15 protein-coding genes and 2 pseudogenes are annotated in these 20,149 nt (G+C 67.7%); 1 reads left to right on the forward strand and 16 read right to left on the reverse strand.

Features of this window, described 5'->3' with window-relative positions:
- Positions 1-9: 9 nt before the first annotated feature.
- The 3 genes and pseudogenes from ACTWPV_RS48095 to ACTWPV_RS48105 form a co-directional block, all read right to left on the reverse strand.
- The gene (locus ACTWPV_RS48095; protein ID WP_443156970.1) at positions 10-870 is read right to left on the reverse strand and encodes an NADP-dependent oxidoreductase; all 861 of its coding nucleotides are present in this window, start codon (positions 868-870) and stop codon (positions 10-12) included.
- 96 nt (positions 871-966) lie between these two features.
- Positions 967-2,355 carry an aspartate aminotransferase family protein gene (locus ACTWPV_RS48100; RefSeq protein WP_443156983.1) on the reverse strand — a complete coding sequence of 463 codons (1,389 nt, stop codon included), beginning with the start codon at positions 2,353-2,355 and terminating at the stop codon, positions 967-969.
- A 210-nt stretch (positions 2,356-2,565) separates the two neighbouring features.
- A pseudogene (locus tag ACTWPV_RS48105) lies at positions 2,566-2,853 on the reverse strand (ATP-binding protein); the annotation flags it as partial.
- Between the two features lie 339 nt (positions 2,854-3,192).
- Here ACTWPV_RS48105 and ACTWPV_RS48110 point away from each other — a divergent pair.
- Entirely contained in the window at positions 3,193-3,906 is a 714-nt protein-coding gene (locus tag ACTWPV_RS48110) for a sensor histidine kinase (protein ID WP_443156971.1), read from the forward strand.
- Positions 3,907-3,930: 24 nt separating this feature from the next.
- On the opposite strand, the gene ACTWPV_RS48115 is transcribed toward ACTWPV_RS48110, so the two are convergent.
- The 13 genes and pseudogenes from ACTWPV_RS48115 to ACTWPV_RS48175 form a co-directional block, all read right to left on the reverse strand.
- Positions 3,931-7,224: a BTAD domain-containing putative transcriptional regulator gene (locus ACTWPV_RS48115; RefSeq protein ID WP_443156972.1), complete on the reverse strand. Its 3,294-nt coding sequence runs from the start codon at positions 7,222-7,224 to the stop codon at positions 3,931-3,933.
- Positions 7,225-7,419: 195 nt separating this feature from the next.
- The gene (locus ACTWPV_RS48120; RefSeq protein WP_443156973.1) at positions 7,420-7,998 is read right to left on the reverse strand and encodes a PadR family transcriptional regulator; all 579 of its coding nucleotides are present in this window, start codon (positions 7,996-7,998) and stop codon (positions 7,420-7,422) included.
- Positions 7,995-9,446 (reverse strand): MFS transporter, encoded by a 1,452-nt coding sequence (locus ACTWPV_RS48125; protein ID WP_443156974.1) that lies wholly within the window; start codon positions 9,444-9,446, stop codon positions 7,995-7,997. The genes ACTWPV_RS48120 and ACTWPV_RS48125 overlap by 4 nt, the downstream gene beginning before the upstream one ends.
- A 307-nt stretch (positions 9,447-9,753) precedes the next feature.
- Positions 9,754-11,106, reverse strand: a complete 1,353-nt coding sequence (locus ACTWPV_RS48130; RefSeq protein WP_443156975.1) for a dihydroorotase — start codon at positions 11,104-11,106, stop codon at positions 9,754-9,756.
- Positions 11,106-12,200 (reverse strand): mandelate racemase/muconate lactonizing enzyme family protein, encoded by a 1,095-nt coding sequence (locus ACTWPV_RS48135; RefSeq protein ID WP_443156976.1) that lies wholly within the window; start codon positions 12,198-12,200, stop codon positions 11,106-11,108. The genes ACTWPV_RS48130 and ACTWPV_RS48135 overlap by 1 nt, the downstream gene beginning before the upstream one ends.
- A 31-nt stretch (positions 12,201-12,231) precedes the next feature.
- Entirely contained in the window at positions 12,232-12,915 is a 684-nt protein-coding gene (locus ACTWPV_RS48140) for an SRPBCC family protein (protein WP_347649982.1), read from the reverse strand.
- A 6-nt stretch (positions 12,916-12,921) separates the two neighbouring features.
- Entirely contained in the window at positions 12,922-13,851 is a 930-nt protein-coding gene (locus ACTWPV_RS48145) for an MBL fold metallo-hydrolase (RefSeq protein ID WP_347649981.1), read from the reverse strand.
- A gap of 47 nt (positions 13,852-13,898) precedes the next feature.
- Positions 13,899-16,127 (reverse strand): xanthine dehydrogenase family protein molybdopterin-binding subunit, encoded by a 2,229-nt coding sequence (locus ACTWPV_RS48150; RefSeq protein WP_443156977.1) that lies wholly within the window; start codon positions 16,125-16,127, stop codon positions 13,899-13,901.
- Positions 16,124-16,987 carry an FAD binding domain-containing protein gene (locus ACTWPV_RS48155; RefSeq protein WP_443156978.1) on the reverse strand — a complete coding sequence of 288 codons (864 nt, stop codon included), beginning with the start codon at positions 16,985-16,987 and terminating at the stop codon, positions 16,124-16,126. Before ACTWPV_RS48155 ends, ACTWPV_RS48150 begins: the two co-directional genes overlap by 4 nt.
- Positions 16,987-17,508, reverse strand: a complete 522-nt coding sequence (locus ACTWPV_RS48160) for a (2Fe-2S)-binding protein (RefSeq protein WP_347649978.1) — start codon at positions 17,506-17,508, stop codon at positions 16,987-16,989. The genes ACTWPV_RS48155 and ACTWPV_RS48160 overlap by 1 nt, the downstream gene beginning before the upstream one ends.
- Positions 17,509-17,519: 11 nt before the next feature.
- A complete protein-coding gene (locus tag ACTWPV_RS48165; RefSeq protein WP_443156979.1) occupies positions 17,520-18,518 on the reverse strand; it encodes an asparaginase in 999 nt (332 codons plus the stop codon).
- Between the two features lie 182 nt (positions 18,519-18,700).
- On the reverse strand, positions 18,701-19,324 hold the full coding sequence (locus ACTWPV_RS48170) for a PadR family transcriptional regulator (protein ID WP_443156980.1): 624 nt from the start codon (positions 19,322-19,324) through the stop codon (positions 18,701-18,703).
- Between the two features lie 91 nt (positions 19,325-19,415).
- A pseudogene (locus ACTWPV_RS48175) lies at positions 19,416-19,724 on the reverse strand (hypothetical protein); the annotation flags it as partial.
- Between the last annotated feature and the right edge of the window lie 425 nt (positions 19,725-20,149).

Consider the following 20,149-nt stretch of genomic DNA (forward strand, 5'->3'; position numbering starts at 1 on the left):
CCAGGCCGCTCACTCGGACTCGGACACGGTCAACACGACCTTGCCCGACGTGCGCCCTTTCGCGACCAACTCGTGCGCGGCCGCGGCCTCGGCGAGCGGGAACTCCTCGGAAATGTGCACGACGAGGCGCCCCTGCCGGTACAGATCCGCCAGGCGCTCCAGACCGAAGGGGTCGGGCTCGACCAGGAAGCTTGTGGCACGCACGGCGAGTTCATCGGCCCTTTCGTGCATCTTCGGGGTCCACGCCCCCTGTGCGTTCACCATGATCCCACCGGGGCGCAGGCACTCCAGCGCTCGCAGGGCGTGCTCGCCACCGAACATCTGCAAGACCACGTCCACTTCTCGTACGGCCGCGGCCACGTCAGTGGCGGTGTAGTCGATGGCTTCGTCGGCGCCGAGCCCCAGCACGAATTCGTGCTTGGGCGCGCTGGCCGTGGCGATGACGTGGGCACCGCGGGCCTTGGCCACCTGGACCGCCAGATGGCCGACGCCACCCGCGGCCGCCGACACGAGCACTCGTTGCCCCTGGCCTACTCGCGCGACGTCGACAAGGCACTGCCACGCCGTCAATCCAGCCACCGGCAGCGCGGCCGCCTCGGCGAACGACATGCCCTCGGGCATCAAGGCCAGGTGCCGCGAGGGCGCCGTCAGATATTCGGCGTAGGCGCCTGCCTGGCGCGGGAACCACGGCATCCCGAACACTCGGTCGCCGGGGCTGAACCTGGTGACGCCATATCCCACCTCGGTCACGATCCCGGCCACGTCCCAGCCGTTGATGAACGGAAGGCTCAGCACCTTGTTGTAGGCGACCCCCATCCTCGTGTAGAAGTCCACCGGGTTCACACCCGCCGCCACGACCTTTACCAGCACCTCTTGCTCGTCGAGGGCCGCGCATCGCCGGCGGTCAGCGCGGGCTGGTCGGCTGCGCGCTTCTGGGAGACGCCCGGCACGCTGTCCGGCTGAGGTTCAACCGGTCAGCGTGGTCAGGGCGTCGTCCAGGATCTCGGCGGCCGCGTCGATCTCGTCGTCGGTCACCGTCAGCGGAGGGGCGATGCGCAGGCAGGCGGTGGATTTGGCGGCCCGCCCCTTAGTGATGTTGAGCGACAGGCCGCAGTTCCGGCAGGCGTCAGTCAGGGCGTCACCCATCTCGACCGCCGGCTTCTTGGTCTCCCGATCCTCGACGAGCTCCATGCCCCACAGGAGACCGAGTCCGCGTACCTCGCCGATGATCTCGTGGCGCTTGTGCAGGTCTCGCAGATGGCCGCCCAGCCGCTCGCCTTGCCTCGCGGCGCGGGCAGCCAGGTCGTCCTCGATGACCAGGTCGAGCACGGCGAGGGCGGCAGCCGCCGGGAGCGGATCGGACTGGTGCGAGGTGTAGTACATCAGTCCCCGGTCGTAGGCGGCCTGCTCGATGGCGGCCGTAGTGGTGACCGCTCCGATCGGGAGACCGCCGCCGAGCGTCTTTGACAGTGTCAGGATGTCAGGCACGACGCCGAAGAGCTCTGTGCCGAACATTGCGCCGAGACGGCCGAACCCGGTCTGCGCCTCGTCCAGAATGAACAACATGTCGCGCTCGCGGGCCAGCTCATGCAACCGGTTCAGGTAACCCGGCGGCGGCACCAGGACTCCCCCCGACGACAGGACGGGCTCTGCGATCACGGCGGCGCGTGACCCGGTGGTCTGCTGGTCGAACAGCTCGAATCCGACCTCCATGCAGGTTGCGTCACATGTTCCCGCGCAGTGCCGGATCGGGCACCGATACGCGTATGGAGCCGGGATCGTGAAGACCCCCGGAACGGTCGGACCATGGCCACGCCGACCCGCGGAGAAGGTCAACGACTGGCTGCCAGCCGTCATTCCGTGCCAGCTCCTCGTCAGCGCGACCACCTCGAAGCCGCCACTGACCAGCTTGGCGATCCGCACGGCAGCCTCGTTCGCCTCTCCCCCGGTGCTGACGAACATCGAGCGGTCCAGGCCCGGCGGCAGCAGGGCGGCAAGCCGCTCCGCGAGGTCCAGCACGGGAGGCGACAGGAACCGGGAGTTCAGATGGATCGCGGTCTCGAGCGAGCGCCGGATCGCCTCGGCGATGCGCGGATGATTGTGCCCGATGGTGGCGCAGATCTGCCCCGAGGTGAAGTCGAGCAGACGCCGGCCGTCCACCGTCTCCAACCATGAGCCAGAGGCGCGGGCGATCACGTCTGGCGAGAACTCTCCTGAATAGCGGATCAATTGCGACATGTGACGATCGTGCCCTGGCGTGAATCCCCTGGTCCAGCGGATGTTTTCGAGCAGTATGCGGGGAAAAACCCGAAGCATTGCGGCTGTGTAGGCCATCCAGTGAGGCACGCTTGCCATCGCGCCCCATCCGCGACGGCGGATGCGCTCCGGTTCGTCGACGCCATGCGCCCATCGGCCGATCTGGCCATAGCCGGCCAGCCCGTGCAGGAGGTCGTAGAACGAAGGGCCCGGATCATCAGGCCACAGCCCGGTCTCCGCCTGCCCATCTCGTGCAGGAGCAGTGGATCTCGCACCACACACCCGTGCCCGCTCGCGGCGGTCGACGCCCCAACCACGCGCGAGGCTGTCGACGAGGAACAGACCACGCCCCCTGGTGGCATCCGGATGGGCGCGGCGCAGCCGGGGCTCATCCGGGCCGCCGGCGTCGTGCACTTCGACGCGTACTGCGTCGTCGAGGTGGGTCACCTGCACGATGAACCGGCCCCGGCACCGGCTCCCGGAGTGCTCGATCGCGTTGGCGGCCAGCTCCGAAACCATGAGAACGACGTCATCGGCGCATGGGTGACCGGCCACCGCCTGGCGCGCGAAGCGCCGTACGCACGCGAGTTCCTCTGGACGGGCGTGAAAAGCGTACGTGGCGTTCGTAGTTAGGGTCCCATCGGGATCGCCTCCTTACGCAAGTCTGATCGATGTTTCCTTACATCGCCCATGCTGGTACTTCGGCTTGTCGGTTTGCTGTCGATGCCTGTCAGCCGAGCTATGGCGACAGTGAGCCGACAGCGGAGTGACGGACCCGTCCGGCAGATTGAGAAATGCCGAGAGGTGGGGGATCACGAGATGGACAGACACCACGCACAGGAGGCCGCGACCACTGCGACAGCAGTCGGCATCGCCTCGCGACCGCTGAGCTCGGCTCATGCCCCAGGCTCCGTGACGTATTCAACGACGGACCGAATGGGCGATACTGAGCCGCGCGGGGGATGCGACCATGGCTGCGCGTTCGAGCGCACCAGGCAGTTCGCGACGGACGCCTCGCATGAGATGCGCACCCCGTTGGCTGGGCTCAGGGCACAGTTGGAGGAGGCCCAGCTCCACATGGATCAGACCAACCTGCCCGAATTGCTTGACCATGCGCTGCGGGACGTCGGCAGACTCGAAGCGATCATCACTGATCTGCTTCTGCTGACCAGGGTGGGGATGAACGTGCCCTCAGAGCGGGAGGCAGTGGACGTGGCCGAGCTGGCACGGAGCGAGGTATCCCGGCGTCCAGGCGACATCGACCTGCGGCTGGGGCGCCAGGTGATGGTCATCGCCGTCCGTACCCATGTCAATCGCGTGTTGACGAACCTGCTCGACAACGCTCAGCGGCACGCCAAGCGTACGGTCCAGGTCCAAGTACGCAGAGACGGCGGCATGGTTGTAGTGGCCGTCGCGGACGATGGACCGAGCGTCCCGCCAGCCGATCGCGAACGTATCTTCGAGCCGTTTGTCCGGCTGGACCCCGCGCGTAGCCGCGACCGCGGCGGAACTGGACTCGGCCTGGCAATCGCCCGCAACATCGCCCTCGCACACGGTGGAACACTCGGAGTCGAAAATTCGGCCCTCGGCGGCGCATGCTTCGTATTCCGGATCCCCGCGCAGGCGGCCCGGCCAGCCAGAGGTCGCTGAGGACATGTGGCTGCGGTCAGAGCACTAGGTCGTGCCCGATAGGTCACGGCGCCTGCGCCGACCAGCCGCAGCAAGGCCGTCGGAGAGCGGACCGCCGTCGAAGGCGGAAAGCACCACGTCGAGGTCCAGGCACGCCCCTCGCCGGAACTCGGCGGCGAAGGCACCCTCCCCCAACGCCGCCAGCGCCCGTGCGGTGCTCCGGTCGACGTCGGCGCGTTCTGCGGGGGGCAGCGGCACTCCGGCCGAGCGTCTCGCCGCATCAGCTGTTCCCAAGAGCCGGGCGGTCTCGTCACAACGGCCGAGCAGGGTATGGGCGCCGGCCAGGCCCTCCAGAGCGAGGGCGATAGCTCGGAGGTTATCGGTTGCACGAGCGGCCACGAGACCCTGGAGGTGGCGGGACAAGGCCGTCTCACCGTCACCGCGTTGCTCGGCGATGAAACCGAGTTCGGCCAGAAGCAGCGCGCGACCTTGCACCGAGGCTGCGTTCTGCTGCCGTTGAAGCAGGCGATGCAATCGCTCTTCGGCGAGCTCCAGTTGGCCTTCCCTCCGCTCGATGAGGGCCAGGCCAACCTCGTAGTGGTACTCCCCGCGCTCGTAGCGGTGCTCGATGGCCACGCTTCTGGCTCGTTCGTGCCGGTCGCGCGATTGCGCGAAGTCACGCCTCAATAGAGCGATACGGCCGAGATGCATGATCCGATCAGAGACGTCGGACCACAACTCCAGATTCTCTGCTATGCGCCGCCCCTCACTGTGCAGCCGCGTGGCGCGCTCGTAGTCGCCCAGAGCCTCGGCGTGGTAAGCGAGCGGGCCAACGATCTGCAGCTGCCCCCAGCGGTCGCCGAGCTCGCTGAACAGCTGAGAGCTCTGGTCGCCATACTCTTCGATCGCTCTGAGATCGCCGTGCACCATGGCATGGTGTGTCGCGGTGCTCAGCGCAGCTGCTGTTCCCCAGCGATCGTCGATCTGGCTGAAGGTCGCCAGAGCCCGCCTCACGAGGTCTGCGCTTGTGGGCAGGTCACTGATGCTGGTGTACAAGGCGTGGCCAAGGAACCACTGGGCACGGGCTCTCTCTCGCGGGTTCTCGATCTCCTCGAACGCCTGCTCGGCCGCCCGGACACGCGCCTCGTGGCCGACGTTCCCCTCGGTCAGGAGCTCGATGCACTCCCGCCAGACTCTGACGGTGGCTCGCAGATGGGTCGGCGCTTCACCGTCCGCAGTCAGCGCTCGATCCAGCCAGTCACGGGCATGGTTGAGCCGTCCACGCAGGAACCAGTACCACACCAACGCGCTGACCAGTTCGAGTGATCCGGCGGCGTCTCCCTGGCGCACCATGCCGTCAAGCGCACTATGCAAGTTGGCGGTTTCGCGGTCCAGGCAGTCCAGCCATTTGCGCTGTTCGTGGCCGCGTAGGTGCGGCTCAGCGCTCTGAGCTAGCGAAAGGTAGTAGCAGTGGAAGCGTCGCCGTACGTCACCGAACTCACCTGCTTCGCGCAGGCGCTGAAGGCAGTAGCCTTCGACCGTTTCCAGGAGCCGATATCGGGGACCGTTCGGCGTATCGGCCATCATGATCAGTGAGCGATCGATGAGACGAGCCAGTATCTCCACGACGTTCCCGTGGTCTATCCCAGCACCGGAGCAGGTTCTTTCGGCGGCGGTGAGAGTGCAGCCACCGGCGTGAATGGCCAGTCGGCGCAGCACGACCCGTTCGGGCTCGGTGAGCAGGTCCCAGCTCCAGTCGATGAGCGCTCGCAGCGTCTGCTGGCGTTCCGGCGCGTCTCGGCGGCCTGTGGCAAGGAGCCGGAACCGGTCGTCGAGACGGCTCACGAGTTCCCGCACACCGATTGCCGGCGTGCGGGTCGCAGCCAGTTCCAGGGCGAGCGGGATGCCGTCCAGTCGCCGGCACAGTTGGGCGACATGCGGTGAGTTGCCTGCGTCGAGGGTGAAGCTGGGCATCGCGGCGGTGACGCGTTCGATGAACAGTTGTACGGCGGAATTCTGCGCCAAGACGGCTGGGCACAGGTCGGTGGACGGGTCGGGTAGCGTCAGTGGCGGCACGGGCCAGACCGTCTCACCCGTCAACGCGAGCGGTTCGCGGCTGGTAGCTAGGAACCGCAGCTCGGAGCCCGCTCTGATCAGCTGCTCGACCAGCCTTGCCACCGGGTCCACGATGTGCTCGCAGTTATCCAAGATCAGCAACAGCCGCTTGGTGCGCAACGCACCGGCAAGTAGATCACACGACGAAACAGGGCCCCGATCCGACAGCATGTCGTCACGGACACCGATGATCGCCGCAACCCTATGGGCCACCATGGTTACTTCTGGTGACGTGGCGTCCCGGAAATGCCCCGCCAGCTCGACAAGCCACACCCCGTCGGGATAGCGCCCGATCGATCGACCGGCAATCTCGAGAGCCAACCGGGTCTTACCCACCCCGCCGGGACCGGTCAGTGTCACCAGCCGCCTGTTTCCCATAAGCGAGCGGACCTCGTCGACCGCCCTTTCTCTGCCCACCAAGCCGGTCAGCGAAGCTGGCAGGTTGGTCCATGGCCGAGCCGGCGAGTCCGTCTGAGATGGCGGGCTCAGAGCCGGATCCTGCTCCAGGATCGCCTGATGCAGTGCGACCAGCTCCGGGGAGGGATCCAAACCCAGCTCTTCGGCCAGGTGTTCGCGGAGCTGGGCATAGCCCGCCAGTGCGTCACTCTGCCGCCCCGCGCGGTAAAGGGCGCGCATCTGCAGGGCACGCAACCGTTCCCGGACTGGATGACGCTCCACCAGATCGCTCAGCTCGGCGGCCAGCAGCGTGTGCTCGCCCAGCTCCAGCCGAGCCTCGGCCTGCTCCTCCAATGCAGCCAGACGCTGTTCCTCCAACCGGTGAGCCGCCCGGCGGGCGAAGCCCTCGTCGGCGAAATCGGCGAACGCGGGCCCTCGCCACAGGTCCAGCGCCTCGGCCAACATGGCGACCCTGGCGCGAGGATCCTTGATGCCCTGCGCCTCAGAGGTCAGCTCGATGAACGTGTCGGCGTCCGAGGTGCCCTTCAGCAGGTATCCAGGCGGCTGAGATACCACCAGCTCGCCCCCACCCGCCTCGGCCTGCTCCAAGGCGTGCCGGAGCCGGGAAACCTTCAACTGCAGAGCGCTGGTGGGGTTGGCCGGCAGCTCGTCTCCCCATAGATCGTCGATCAGCTGGTCGATCGACAGCAACCGCTTCTGATGAGCGAGCAGATCGGCCAGCAAAGCGCGCACCTTGGTCTCCGGCACCGGCACCGGCTCGCCACCAGCCGTCCACACCTGCACCTGGCCCAGCACTCCAAAGCGCATAGTCCCAGCTTATAGCCCCTATCGGCAGCGAACGGTGTGGGCATGGCGACGGGCGCACAGTCGCTCATGCCCGCGCGTGCACGTCTCGACAGACAGCGCTCAACCGGGGAGGGGTCGTGCGCGCCGATCCCGCTTCAACGCGTTCGGACGCAAGCCAGCCGCCCCAGAGGAGGCGCGCTTCGGGCTTTCGTCTGCTCAGATGCTGGCGATGTCCTGCTCACCCCAGAGCGGAACGCCCTTTCTCTCGAGCTCGTCCAGCAGTGCCAGCCCTTCCTCTCCCCAGGCGATTTCCATGCGGGCCTTCGCCGCCTCTCCCCGGAACGCGAACCGGCGGAACGCGACGATGCCCTCGTGCTCGGCATCGGGACGCTGCGCCAGCCGCTGCCGGAGGAGGGAGACCCGCCGGGACTCGATGTCCTCGATCATCTGCTCCCATTCGCCCAGCGCTCGCTCATAGTGCTTGATGTGCTCCCGCAACTGGCGCCTGGCGGAATCGTATGATGCCATCTCGAAGTGCGCGGCACGCAATCGATAGGGGTCGCGCTCTCCCTGGTAGGGAGCCAGAGTGATCAGCCAGTTCCGCAGTTCCTGGAATCCGGCCTCGGTGATCGAGTAGATGCGCTTCTCGGCCCGCTCGCCACGGGGCACCACCTGCACCTCCACAAGGCCGTCGCGCTCCATCCTGCGTAGCTCCGGATAGATCTGGCTGTGTGGGGCATTCCAGACGAAAGCGACGCTGCCGTCGAAGTATTTGATCAAGTTGTAGCCCGTCATCGGCTCCGCGGTAAGGGTGGCCAGCAGAGCATGCCGAAGTGACATGAGTGGTCCTTGTCAGTATCTGGATACTTACCGGTGAACCTACCGGACGCCGCGCCGTTCTCAGGGCATGGAGCGACCGCACAGGCGCCGGAACAGGCCGCACTGATCCTGGTGCTCTTGCCGCGTCCGTGTCGTCGCCGGTGTGCTCCGCGGCGCCGCCGGTCGGGCCGACTGCGGCTGGACCCCGCCGGCCTGGATCCGGGTGCGACGCACCGGGAGGCACGACTTACGGCGAATCCGGCGGTGATCGCGGCGACCAGTGCGGCGGCGCCGCAGGCGGCTGACGTTCGTGCCGGGTCAACATCCAAGGCGAGCAGGGCCCCCGTGAGGAGAAATCCGATCCCCTGCCCTCCAGTGAGTCCGGCGATCGCCACGCCCACGGCCCTGCCGCGATATTCCAGGTCGACCCGCCGTGCGAACATCGCGAGCAGCGGCGCGGAGAACGAACATCCCACTCCAGAGACGAAGAGCGACACCAGCACGACCAGGAGCGGCGGGCTCAGAATCAAGGGCACCATCGCGCCCCCCGCCAGTACCGCGAACGGGACTATGAGACGGTCCAGGACCAGCGATGGCACGAGACGCGTGAGGAACGCCGTACCTAGGGCGAAACCTAGAGCGGTCGCCGAGAGAAGCAGTCCCGCCGCAGATGCTTCCGCACCGAGGTGCGTGGCGTAGGGGTAGGCGATCGCCTCTGGTGCGTGCGCGAACATGGAGACCGACCACACCAGCAGCAGGCAGGCGCGCAACCACGGATCGGCGAAGACGTAGCGCATGCCCTCGCGCGCGTCACCGAGCACTGAGCGGGCGCTATCACGCGGGAGCGCCCGCGGGCGCGAACGTACTCCGATGGCGGTGAGCGCTGCGGAGATGGCGAACGTCGCGGCGTTGATGACGAGTGCCCTCTCGTGCCCGGTTGCGGCGACGAGCATCCCCCCGGCTCCGTAGGCCGCCACCTGGCAGAGCTGATAGGTGATCCTGTTCAGGCCGTTTCCGGCGATGGACGCGGCTCCGTCGAGGATTTCCGGGAAGAGGGCGGCGCGGGCAGCGACGAACGGCGGGGTGAACAGGCTGCCGGTATAGAGCAGCACGATCAGCAGCCACATCGGTGCCCCGGGGACCAGCAATGCCATGACCAGGAAGGCGCGCGCCATGTCGCACACGATGAGGACGCGCCTGCGTGGCAAGCGGTCGGCGAGGGCGCCGAACAGCGGACCTGCGACGAGCGCGGGAAGGAACGCGGATGCCTGCGCAACGCCGGTGAGCAGCCCCGAGCCGGTGCGGTCGAAGACCAGCACGGCGACGGCTAGGGAAGCGAACTTGTCGCCGATGTAGGACAGGCTCAGCCCGGCATAGAGATAACGAAATTCGCGAATCGCGAACAGGCTCCGATACGAGACCACGTGCTCCTCAATGGGGAAGACCGGCCGTGCGGGGCCGGCGATGGCGTGAGGAAGAACCGTCCGGCTCCACGGCCAGGGCCGTGCACCCGTGCACCGGGCTCCAGCGGCTGTGCTCGGAGGCTCCGGTGCTGTCGTGTTCCTCAGCGTCCGTGACGAGGCAATCCGCACCGACCTGGGCCGCGGCGGGGCGGCGAACGCCGGGCTGGAACTCCCTCTTGACCGGTCACGGGGCGTGAGAGTGGAGAGGGCACCGGCTGGGCCTGCCCCTTCAGCGCACGCCCAGCCGCATCACCGTCCCCAAGCGTCGTCAGCCGGCCGTGCCGCCGGGAGCGACGAGCCGACCGGTCCGCTGGTCGGCCGGCTCGCCGTGCTCGCTGATCAGATCGCCGCGCAAATACGTGGCGACAACCCGTCCGGTCATCTCCATGCCGTCGTATGGCGTCCAGCCTGCTTTGGAGAACACGTTCTCGTTCTGCAGTTTCCAACGCGCCGTGGGGTCGACGAGCACAATGTCGGCGTCGGCCCCTGAAGAGAGGCGCCCCTTGCGCGGCCAGAGGCCATAGATGCGCGCGGGAACCTCGCTGTACAGCCTGGCGACGTCCTCGTAGGCGAGCATCCCGCGCGCCGCGGCGCTCAGCATCAGCGCCATCGTGCTGTCCAGCCCGGGCAGGCCGAAGTGCACGTCCCAGATGTTGCCCGAGGTCTTCTGCTCGGCGGTGGACGGCGCGTGGTCGGAGGAGACGTGGGTGAGGCCGCCGTCGCGCAACAACGCCCACAACGCGGCCTCATCCGCGTCGTGCCTGGCCCGAGCGGGCGGCGTGAACTTGCGGAACGCTCCACGCACGTGCACCTCGTCCTCACGCAGCAGCAGGTACTGCGGGCAGGTCTCGGCGTGCAGGCGCGCACCGCGGGCGCGTTCCGCCGCGAGATAGCCGGCCACCTCGGGATGGCTGACGTGTGCCACCACGGCTCGCGCGCCCGTACGCCTGACCAGCAGCGCGGTGACTGCAGCCGCCAGCACCTCGGCGTCCCGGCTGCGCCATTCGGGGATGACGCCGGGGTCGTCACGCCCCGCCGCGCGCAGCAAGGCTTCGGCGGCGGAGGTCAGCGACTCGTCCTCACAGTGGATGAGGCTGACGGCGCCTGCCTCTGCCGAGGCAAGCAGATGCGCTTGCAGGGCGGCCGCGTCGTGGCCGGGGATCCCGTGCGTCGTGCACGTGAACACCTTGAAGAAGGCGGCCCCGGCCTGCCGGAGCGCGGCGACGGCGCCGGTCTCGCCCGGCCAGGCGTGCGCTGCCAGCCCGAAGTCGACGTTGGACCGTCCTTGGAGGTAGGTGTTTTTCGCCTGAAGGTCATCCACCGTGCGTACGGGTGTGCCGTGCGAGTGTTCGATGATCGTGGTGACACCGGACACTGCAGCGGCCCTGGTCCCGCTGGGAAAATCCTCCCGGTCGGTGCTGCCGGGGTCCATGAGGTGCACGTGCGTGTCGACCCCCCCGGGCAACAGGAGCAGCCCGGTGGCGTCGATCCTGCGGACTGCCGACAGATGTGCCCCATCCAGCGTCAGGACGCGTCCATCGCACACGGCGACGTGGGCCGGGCGGCGGCCTTGCGAGCTCACCACCATGCCGCCGGTGATGAGCAGATCGACGTCGGCCATCAGACTCGATACCTTTCCACGGCTTCCTTCGACAGCACGATGCCGAATCCGGGCGTGTCCGTGAGTTCGACACGGCCGTCGATCACCTGGAGAGGTTCCTCCATGATGGGCTGCCACCAGGGCTGGTACTCCTGCCAGACGACGTTCGGCAGCCCCGCCGCGAGGTGCAGGCAGTGCTCCATGAACAGATGCGGAGTCACCGGCACCTCGAAGCCCTCGCACAGGTGGGCCACTTTGACCAGCTCGGTCATGCCGCCCATGCGCATGAGGTCGGGCATGACGTAGTCGGCGCCCCGCTGCCCGGCGAGGGTCAGCAGCTCTCCCTTGAGATAGTTGGACTCACCCGTGCACAACGGCATGTCCAATGCCTGGCGGGCCTCGGCATACGCCTCGACCTGCGTGTACGGCATAGGTTCCTCGAGCCAGAAAAGATCGTAGATTGCGAACCGTGCCGCCATGCGCAGGGTCTGTTTAAGGTCCCAGGCCTGGTTGGCGTCGACCATCAATTTCACGTCGGGGCCTATGGCTTCGCGAACGAGGGCGACGCGGGCCACATCCTCGTTCTCATCGGCCAGCCCCGCGCGCATCTTGACCGCGTGGAAGCCACGGTCGACCAGATCGCGGGCCTCCTTGGCGAGCTCGTCGCGCGAGCGGTCCAGCCACAGCCCCTGGCTGGCGTAGACCTCGACGCTGTCGCGGAAGCCCCCGAGCAGCCGGTGTACGGGCTGCCCGGTCGCTTGGCCCTTGAGATCCCAGCAGGCGGTGTCGATGGCGGACATGGCCAGCGCAGCCAGGCCGTGCCGGCCGACGAAGCCTACCGCCTTGGACATGCGAGCCCAGAGCTGCTCCGTCGCCAGCGCGTCGGCGCCGACCACGAGGTCGGCCAGATCGTCGATCAGCCCGAGCAGTGCCGCGACCTTTCCTCGCCCGAAGGCGAAACTCCAGGCCACGCCGGTGTGGCCGTCGCTGGTGCGCACCCGCACCAGCGCAGTGTCGATGGCTGGAATGGGAAAGGCCGCTGTGACCAGAGGCCGCTCGAGGGGGATCGACAGGAAGTCCGTGAGGACTTCGGTGATACGGGTGCCGGTAGGCATGATGCTCCTGTGTGAATGATGTCGGTATCGATCAGCGGCGGCCCAGCAGGCGGCCGAGAATCCTGGTGAATCCCTCCCACATGCGGTGCAAGGCCGACCGACCCGCCAGGCTGAGTACGTTGATCTCTGCGGGCGGGCGGGTCGCGGGCCGCGCGGACGCGGCGTGACGCGGCGCGGCTGCGGCGGGCCCCGAGGCATTTCCCGACGTGAGGTCGGATGTTGACCCTGCCGGGGCGCCCTGCGTGGGCGGTGTGGCCGCTCCAGTGGCGCGCTCGGCGGCCAGCTTCCCCGCGAGGCTCTCAGCGAACTGATTGATGAGCCTGTTGCTGACCTCGGTCATGACCCCACGCCCCATCTGTGCGGGGCGTCCGGTGATGTCCAGCTCGGTGAGCAGGTCCACCCGCGTGTGCCCGCCGTCATCGGCCAGCCGCATGGTGACGTTGGCGCCGGCCGTGCCGTTACCTCGGGCGTCGCGTCCCTTGGCGACCAGCACTGCCACGTGTGACGCCTCGTCCCGCTGGGTGATCTCGGCCTGCCCTTTGTAAGTGAGGCTCACGGGCCCCACCTTGACCTTGACCCGTCCGGCGAAGACATCACCTTCGCTGGAGTCGAGCACCGCTCCCGGCATGCATTCGGCTACCTGGCTGAGGTCGAGCAGCGTGCTCCACGCCTGGTCGACGGTCAGCGGAACGGTGAAGCTGTTCTCGATGTGCATACTGGTTCACCTGCCGGTCGCCTGAAGGTACCTGTAGGTCAACAGGACGTTCAGTCGATGCAGGGAGTCCATCAGCGCGGGGAAGCGATCGGCGCCGGGGACGTCCGGCGGAAGGGTCATCGGGTTCTTGAGCTCGATCGCGTCCATCATCGCGTCAAGCTCCATGCCCTCGGCTCGGTAGCGGTCGACGCTGGCGGCAATGTTCTCAAGATAGGCCAGCATCCAGCTGACGGACGGTTCAGCGTCGCTGAGCGGGCCATGGCCGGGGACGAAACGATCGAGCTCCAATGTGGCCTTCATAGCGCGAATCGAACGGGTGTAGCCGATGGGATCTCCGGCGAGCAGCATCGGCGGCATCCCCGCGTGCCGCAGGAAGTTCCCGGCCCACACCACCCGCGCGTCAGGAACGTGGACCAGCGTGTCGCCCGAGCCGTTGCCGGTGCCGAAGTGCCACAGGTGCACGACCCGCCCGCCAAGGTCGATCTCGCAGAACCGGTCGAAGACGATGTCCGGCTCCCGCCAGGTGACGACCTCCTCCATGCCGGGGTCGCCGTACATGCTCTCGCCGCGCAGTTCCTTCTCCTGCTCCAGGTCGGTCATCGACGCCTTGTTGAGCCGTGAGGAGATGATGGCGACGTCATCGGGAAAGGCGACGTTGCCGAAGGTGTGGTCACCGTGGAAGGTCGTGTTTGCGAGATACCGGACCGGCTTGTCGGTGATCTTCTTGACGACCTCTTGGAGGTACTTTCCGACGCCGGGCGTAATGCCCGCGTCCACGACAAGAGCGGCCTTGCTTCCGATGATCAAACCGTTGTTGTCCTTGGGCAGCCGGTTGGCCATCAGGCCGTAAACGCCCTTGGCCAACTCTGTCGGGATCAACTCGAGCCCGACGGGACTCAAGTTGGGCGCGAAGAACCCCTTCTGACGCTCGGTCATCTCGGGAACAACGGGTGCTGGCCAGCAGTACACAGCAATCTCCTCAGTCAGTTGTGACGAAGCAGTTCTCGGATACGGTCGGGTGTGAGAGGGAGGCGCCACACCCGGGCGCCTTTGGAGCCGAGCGCGTCGGCGACGGCGTTGGCGATCGCGGCGGGGGTGCCGACCATTCCCGACTCCCCTCCGCCCTTGACACCGAGGGGGTTGGTCGTAGTCGGGCGCTCCTCCACGATGACCTCGATGTCGGGCAGTTCCTCGACGGTGGGCATGCGGTAGTCGGACATGATGGTGGACTGGGGTTGGCCGTACTCGTCGTACAGCAGTTCCTCCAGCAGCGCCGCACCGATGCCTTGTGAGGCGGCGCCTGCCAGTTGTCGGTGCAGTAGCTCCGGGTTGACGGCACGTCCGACGTCGTGGAGGACCACGTGACGCAGCACCCGCACCTGACCCGTCCCTGGGTCGATGGTGACGAGCGACAGGGCGGCGCCGAAGGAGAAACTGGGATGAGGCTTGTCGAAGCGGCCCCGGCCCTCCCCCAGTTCGGCGAGCGGGACTTGGCGGCCGCAGCGCGACCTGGCCTGCCCCTGGATGAAGTCGACCTCTTCGACGGGCACGTCGAGCCTGGCGGCGGCCTTGGCGCGAAGGTCCTCTGCGGCCAGCGCGACGGCGTTCCCCGCCAGGGTCGTCGAACGGCTGGCGAACGCACCGAAGCCGTCGGCCAGTTCCTGGGTGTCGTGGTGATCGATGGATACGGCGTCTATCGAGGTGCCCAGCTTCTCGGCGGCGATCTGGGCGAGCACGGTCTCCACGCCCTGACCGAGCGAGGCGACACCGACATGGGCGACGAACCGCCCGTCCGGGCTCGGCACGATCCTGGCTTCCTCGAAGGGTCCGATGGCGCCGATCTCGGTGTAGGCGGCGAACCCGATGCCGGCGTGTTCGCCGCTCGCTCGCAGCTCCTCACGCTGCTTTCGCAAGCCGTCGTAACCCACGTGGTCGAGGAGGTGTTCGAAGCCTGCCGGGAAGTCTCCGCTCTCGTAGGTGATGGACGTGGGCTCGAAGTTGTGCGGCAGGTCGCCGGGGCCGATCAGGTTGCGCCGTCGCAGCTCGGCGGGGTCGAGCTGGAGCTCGTGGGCGAGCCTGTCGAGCAAGCGCTCGCGGACGAACGTGGCCTCCGTCATACCTGGACCGCGATAGGTGCCGACGGGTGTGCGATTGGTAAGGACACCGTTGGCCTCGACGGAGAAGGCCTCCCACCGGTAAGGGCCCGGCAGGTGGAGGGCGGGTAGCAGCGCCGGCAGGATGCCCTGTGAACGTACGTAGGCGCCCTGGTCACACCAGGCGCGGTCACGGAAGGCCAGCAGCCGCCCGTCGGCCGTGGCCGCGATCTCCAGGTCGTGCTCCTGCTCGCGGGCGTGGTTGGTGGCGACGAAGTGCTCGGCGCGGTCCTCGATCCACTTGATGGGGCGGCCGAGCCGTAGCGCCAGGAACGCCACGAGGAAGTCCTCCGGGTACGGCTCGCCGCGCACGCCGAACCCGCCACCGACGTGGTTCTCCACGAGGCGGATGCGTTCGGGCCCGATGCCCAGCATGTCACTGAGCGCCCGGCGGGTGAAGTGCTTCACCTTGGCCGCGCCCCACAGAGTGAGCACGCCGGTCCCGGGATCGACCTCGGCGAGCAGGCCGCGTGTCTCCATCGGAACGGCGGTGTGCCGGTGCATCCTCAGCCGGTCCCTGATCACGACGTCAGCGCGGGCGAAGGCCGCCGCCACGTCGCCGTGGCTCAACGGGACAGTGGTGACGATGTTGGTCCCGGCTGAGGCGTGGAGGATCGGCGTTCCCTCCGAAGCGGCGGACAGGACGTCGCCCACGACGTCGAGTTCGTCGAGGTCGACGTCGACCAGCTCGGCGGCGTCCTCGGCGAGGTAGGGATCGCTCGCCACGACGACCGCGATCGGCTCACCCACATAGCGCACCACGTCGCGGGCCAGCGGCGGCTGCAGGAACAGGTGCGTGTACTGCGTCTCGGCCATGGGGAGCCGGATCGGGATTCGGGTGTCCGGCACGTCGGCCGCCGTGATCACGCCCACGACGCCAGGCTGGTCGTGGGCCTCGGTCACGTCCACACCAAGGATGCGGGCGTGCGCGACGGGGCTACGGACGATTCTCGCGTAGAGCTGGCCTTCTCGGTCGATGTCGGCGACGTAGCAGGCGGAACCGATCAAGAAGGCCAGGTCGTCCCTCTCGACGCTGACGCCTATATAGGTGGATGTCATCGTTCCTCCCTCAGCCGCGTCAGCGCTCGTTCGACGAGCACGGCGACGAGTTCCTTGCGATAAGCGGGACTGGCGTGCGCGTCGCCCGACGGGTCACAGCTCGCGGCGGCGATCCTGGCGGCCTCCATCGCCACGCCGCCGGTAAGGGCCTTGCCTTCGAGTGCCACTTCGGCTTCGCGCGCACGCACGGGGACCGCGGCGACTCCGCCAAGCGCGATGTGTGCATGCCGCACCCGGCCATCACCGTCGGTGGCCAGAACGACGGCGGCGGAGGCGAAGGCGAAATCCCCGGCCCGCGGGCTGAACTCTTCGAAGACGCTGCGCGTCTGCGGGTCCGGAGCCGGGAACCGGGCTTCTACCAGCAACTCGCCCTGTTCGAGTACCGTCATGAGCGGGCCGGCGAAGAGCTCGGAGACCGGGATCTCCCGCTCCCCCGACAGCGAGCGCGCGACGAGGGTGGCCCGCAGCGCGGTGCTGACCACGGGCAACTCGGACGACGGGTCGGCATGCGCGAGGCTTCCGCCGAACGTCCCGCGCAGCCGGATCGGATAGTGGCCGATGAGGCCGGCCGCCTCACGTAGTGCGCGCCAAGGGCCGTCCAGTTCGGGGCAACGTTCGAGGGTGGCGTGGCGGACAAGGGCGCCGACCCGAAGACCGCCGTCCTCAATGCGTACGCCGCCGAGGCCGGGCAGCCGGTTGATGTCCACGAGATGGCTCGGCCGAGACATGCGCAGGGCCAGCAGCGGCATCAGACTCTGACCTCCGGCGATGAACTTGGCGTCCTCGCCGGCCTCTTCCGCCAGGCTCAGCGCCTCGTCCAATGACGACGCCCTGTGGTAAGCGAAGGGCGGTGGTTTCATCAGCGCTCACCGCCCAGTTCCCGCTGCGCGGCCAGGACGGCCCGCAGGATGGGCACGCCACCGGTGCAGCGGCACAGGTTGGCTGACAGGACCTCGCGGATCCTCTCTGGGCCGGCGTCCGGCTCTTCGCGTAGCAGCCCGGCGGCGAGCATGAGGAATCCTGAGGTGCAGAACCCGCACTGCAACGCGCCGTACTCGTGAAAGGCCCGCTGCAACGCGTGCAGCTCCGCACCCTGCGCGAGCCCCTCGACGGTCTCGACCCGGCCGCCCTCAGCCTGCACAGCCAGCATCAGGCAGGATCTGACGGGCTGGTCGTCGAGCAAGACGGTGCAGGCGCCGCAGGAGCCCTGCTCACAGCCGAGCCGGGTGCCCTTGAGGTTGTTGTCGCGCAGTGCATCGGCAAGCGTGCAGCGGGGCGGTGCCTTGACCGGCAGTTCCCGGTCGTTGACGACGAGCCGGATCCACACGCTCTCTTCGGCTTCGAGCCAGCCGCCGCTCGGGCGGTGGTCAACGTCTGACATGTCTGCTTCCCTCATCCCGACAGGACGTCGTAGGCTTCGGCGATGCGCGCGGCGGGCCAGCCCGCGCTCAGCGCGAGCGACAGCAGGACACGCGCCTGAGGCGGGGTGAGCGCCCCTGCCGGAATGACACCGTTGGCCAGCAGGTCTCGTTCCGAGCCCGGAAAGCCGTAGGTGCCCGAGAATGTCTCCCCGGCTCCTGCGCGTGAGGCGAGGACAACCGGCACCTCTCGCGCGACGGCGGTCAAGTCGTCGACCATCCGCGCCGGCACGTGTCCCACGCCGAACCCGCTCACGACCACGCCCTCGTAGCCGAGATCGGGCAGCAAGCGCACCAGCCGCCCGTCGTCGCCGAGCGTCGCGGTCACCGCCGCGACCGCGGCGGGCTCTCGTGCGTCCGATAGGTCCACGTGAACCCGCCGGGTGGGCCGCAGCGGGATCCGGACCCGCTCTTCGGCCGTCCAGCCCACCACTCCCGCACTGGCCGACGTGAAGGCGGACGGTCGACTGGTGTGCGCCTTGCGGACAAACCTCGCCGCGTGGATCTCGTCGTTCATCGTCACGAGCACGCCCAGGCCCCGGGCCTTGTCGCTGGCCGCGATGAGGACCGCGTTGCGCAGGTTCGCGGGGCCGTCCGCGCCCGGCTGAGCGGGATCACGCATGGCCCCGGTCACGACGACCGGATGGTCGACATCAAGGAGCAGGTCGAGCGCCATGGCGCTCTCCTCGATGGTGTCGGTGCCCTGAGTCACGACGACGCCATCGACGCCGTCCTTGATCGCATCCGCGATCCTGCGACTGAGCCTGACGAGATCGGCGAGGCCCAGATGGGCGCCGGGCACCCGGGCGAAGCTCTCGGCCTCGATGTGGCCCAGCGTCGGCAGTCCAGGTACTGCGGCGACGAGTGCGTCCGCGTCCAGTACGGGGACGACGCCGCCGCGGGCGCCTGTGGTCGCCATGGCGATGGTGCCACCCAGTGCCAGCACCCGAATGCGCCGATCACTCCCGGTCATACGTTCCTCCCAGAGCTACTTAGATCTCATCTTACGTATACTGATACATAAATGGGAAGACCCTTCTGGCGGGAATCGCTCCACATCGATTGCCTACCCGCACAGAGCTGGTCGTACCGACTGGTCAGAGCGGGTGAGGTCCTGGCCCACCGGACCCGCCGCGCACCCTTGGGAGGCCGCCTTCAGCGCCCGGTGGGCGGGCGCTCCTCCGCGAGCTGTATGTGCTTGCGCTCCAGCTCGTCCAGCAACGCGAGCCCTTCTTCGGCCCAGGCAATCTCCATGCGCGCCCTGGCTGCCTTCCCGCGGAAGGCGAACTGCCTGAAGGCCACGATCGCCTCGTGTTCCGCCGCCGGTCGCGCCATCAGCCGCCCTCGCAGCAGGGACACCCGGCGGAACTCGATATCCTCGATCATCTGCTCCCATTCGCGCAGCGCCTGAGAGTAATGCTTGAGGTGCTCGCGGAGCTGGCGACGCGCGGCCGCATAGGTAGCCATCTCGAAGTGCGCCGCGCGCAACCTGTGAGGATCCCGCTCCCCTTGGTACAACGTCAGCATGGCGATCCAGCCCTGCAACTCTTCGGCGCCGGCACCACTGATGGAATAGACGCGTTTCTCGGCCCTGTCGCCACGTGGAACTACCTGAGCCCGCACCAGCCCTTCCCGCTCCATCCGCCTCAGCTCGGGATAGATCTGGCTAGGCGGGGCGCTCCACACGAAGGCGTTGCTGCCGTCAAAGTATTTCACCAGGTCGTAGCCGGTCATCGACTCCACGGTGAGGATGGACAGCAGGGCGTGCCGGAGCGACATGAGAAGCCTCCGTAGATCTGTGGATGGTGTGTGCAGGGTTCTCTACCACCTAAGAGTTGGCTGAACTCGATACCGCGGCGGGCGATGGGACGACGCCCCGCCCGCGCGGGAAGGTCCGCAGATGGGGGTGGTCGTAGCCCTTGTCGCCGTGACGTTCGCCCGGTCGACGGCGTCGCGGGCCACGTCGGGAGCGAACGAGCGGGATCGATCGCACCAGCGGTTCCAGCGCCAGGCTGTCGTGGACGTTGGCGGCGCTGATCGCGACGGCCAGCACCCGATCGTCGACCCGCCGACGCCCGCCACCTTGCGGGCGCGCCGGCGGGACCACCCGCTGGAACAACTCCCACAACTCATCTGGCACAAGCCGTCGAAGGAACCCATCCTTGAACGAACTAACGATCAATCCCCGAATGAATCACGGTCCAAGGGGCGCGCAGACCTCCGTCGCCGTCGCCGCACCCAGCGACCAGGGTGCGCTGCGAAAGGCACTCACCACGGTCGCCAACCCGAACCTGCACCCAAACCCAAGCATCGTTTGCGCTGTGGCAGCACGTCGCGCACGAACAACCTTTCAGTCGACCTTGGAAGCCTCCTGGCCGAGTGGCCGGCCGAAGCGTTAATGTATAACTTTACGTAAATTTATACACCCATGGCCGTCAAGGCGAGACCGGAGCCGGTCGGATGGGCCGAAGGAGCGTTTGACGTGGCGACCGTCCCCAGTGTGTCGTACTCCATCACCGTGCGCCTCGAGGTGCCCGCAGGCGGCAAGGCCGTGAGCCTGCTCACGCACGCCGTAGAGTCGGCAGGGGGTGTCGTGACCGCCCT

It is taken from the genome of Nonomuraea sp. KM88, assembly GCF_052245635.1.
GTDB lineage: Bacteria > Actinomycetota > Actinomycetes > Streptosporangiales > Streptosporangiaceae > Nonomuraea.

What these genes read in the sequence shown, in the direction of transcription:
- ACTWPV_RS48100 (WP_443156983.1), bottom strand. Translation starts at nt 2,355, where the DNA reads ATGGCAAGCGTGCCTCACTGGATGGCCTACACAGCCGCAATGCTTCGG.
- ACTWPV_RS48110 (WP_443156971.1), top strand. Translation starts at nt 3,193, where the DNA reads ATGGGCGATACTGAGCCGCGCGGGGGATGCGACCATGGCTGCGCGTTC.
- ACTWPV_RS48115 (WP_443156972.1), bottom strand. Translation starts at nt 7,224, where the DNA reads ATGCGCTTTGGAGTGCTGGGCCAGGTGCAGGTGTGGACGGCTGGTGGC.
- ACTWPV_RS48120 (WP_443156973.1), bottom strand. Translation starts at nt 7,998, where the DNA reads ATGACGGGCTACAACTTGATCAAATACTTCGACGGCAGCGTCGCTTTC.
- ACTWPV_RS48130 (WP_443156975.1), bottom strand. Translation starts at nt 11,106, where the DNA reads ATGGCCGACGTCGATCTGCTCATCACCGGCGGCATGGTGGTGAGCTCG.
- ACTWPV_RS48135 (WP_443156976.1), bottom strand. Translation starts at nt 12,200, where the DNA reads ATGCCTACCGGCACCCGTATCACCGAAGTCCTCACGGACTTCCTGTCG.
- ACTWPV_RS48140 (WP_347649982.1), bottom strand. Translation starts at nt 12,915, where the DNA reads ATGCACATCGAGAACAGCTTCACCGTTCCGCTGACCGTCGACCAGGCG.
- ACTWPV_RS48145 (WP_347649981.1), bottom strand. Translation starts at nt 13,851, where the DNA reads ATGACCGAGCGTCAGAAGGGGTTCTTCGCGCCCAACTTGAGTCCCGTC.
- ACTWPV_RS48150 (WP_443156977.1), bottom strand. Translation starts at nt 16,127, where the DNA reads ATGACATCCACCTATATAGGCGTCAGCGTCGAGAGGGACGACCTGGCC.
- ACTWPV_RS48155 (WP_443156978.1), bottom strand. Translation starts at nt 16,987, where the DNA reads ATGAAACCACCGCCCTTCGCTTACCACAGGGCGTCGTCATTGGACGAG.
- ACTWPV_RS48160 (WP_347649978.1), bottom strand. Translation starts at nt 17,508, where the DNA reads ATGTCAGACGTTGACCACCGCCCGAGCGGCGGCTGGCTCGAAGCCGAA.
- ACTWPV_RS48165 (WP_443156979.1), bottom strand. Translation starts at nt 18,518, where the DNA reads ATGACCGGGAGTGATCGGCGCATTCGGGTGCTGGCACTGGGTGGCACC.
- ACTWPV_RS48170 (WP_443156980.1), bottom strand. Translation starts at nt 19,324, where the DNA reads ATGTCGCTCCGGCACGCCCTGCTGTCCATCCTCACCGTGGAGTCGATG.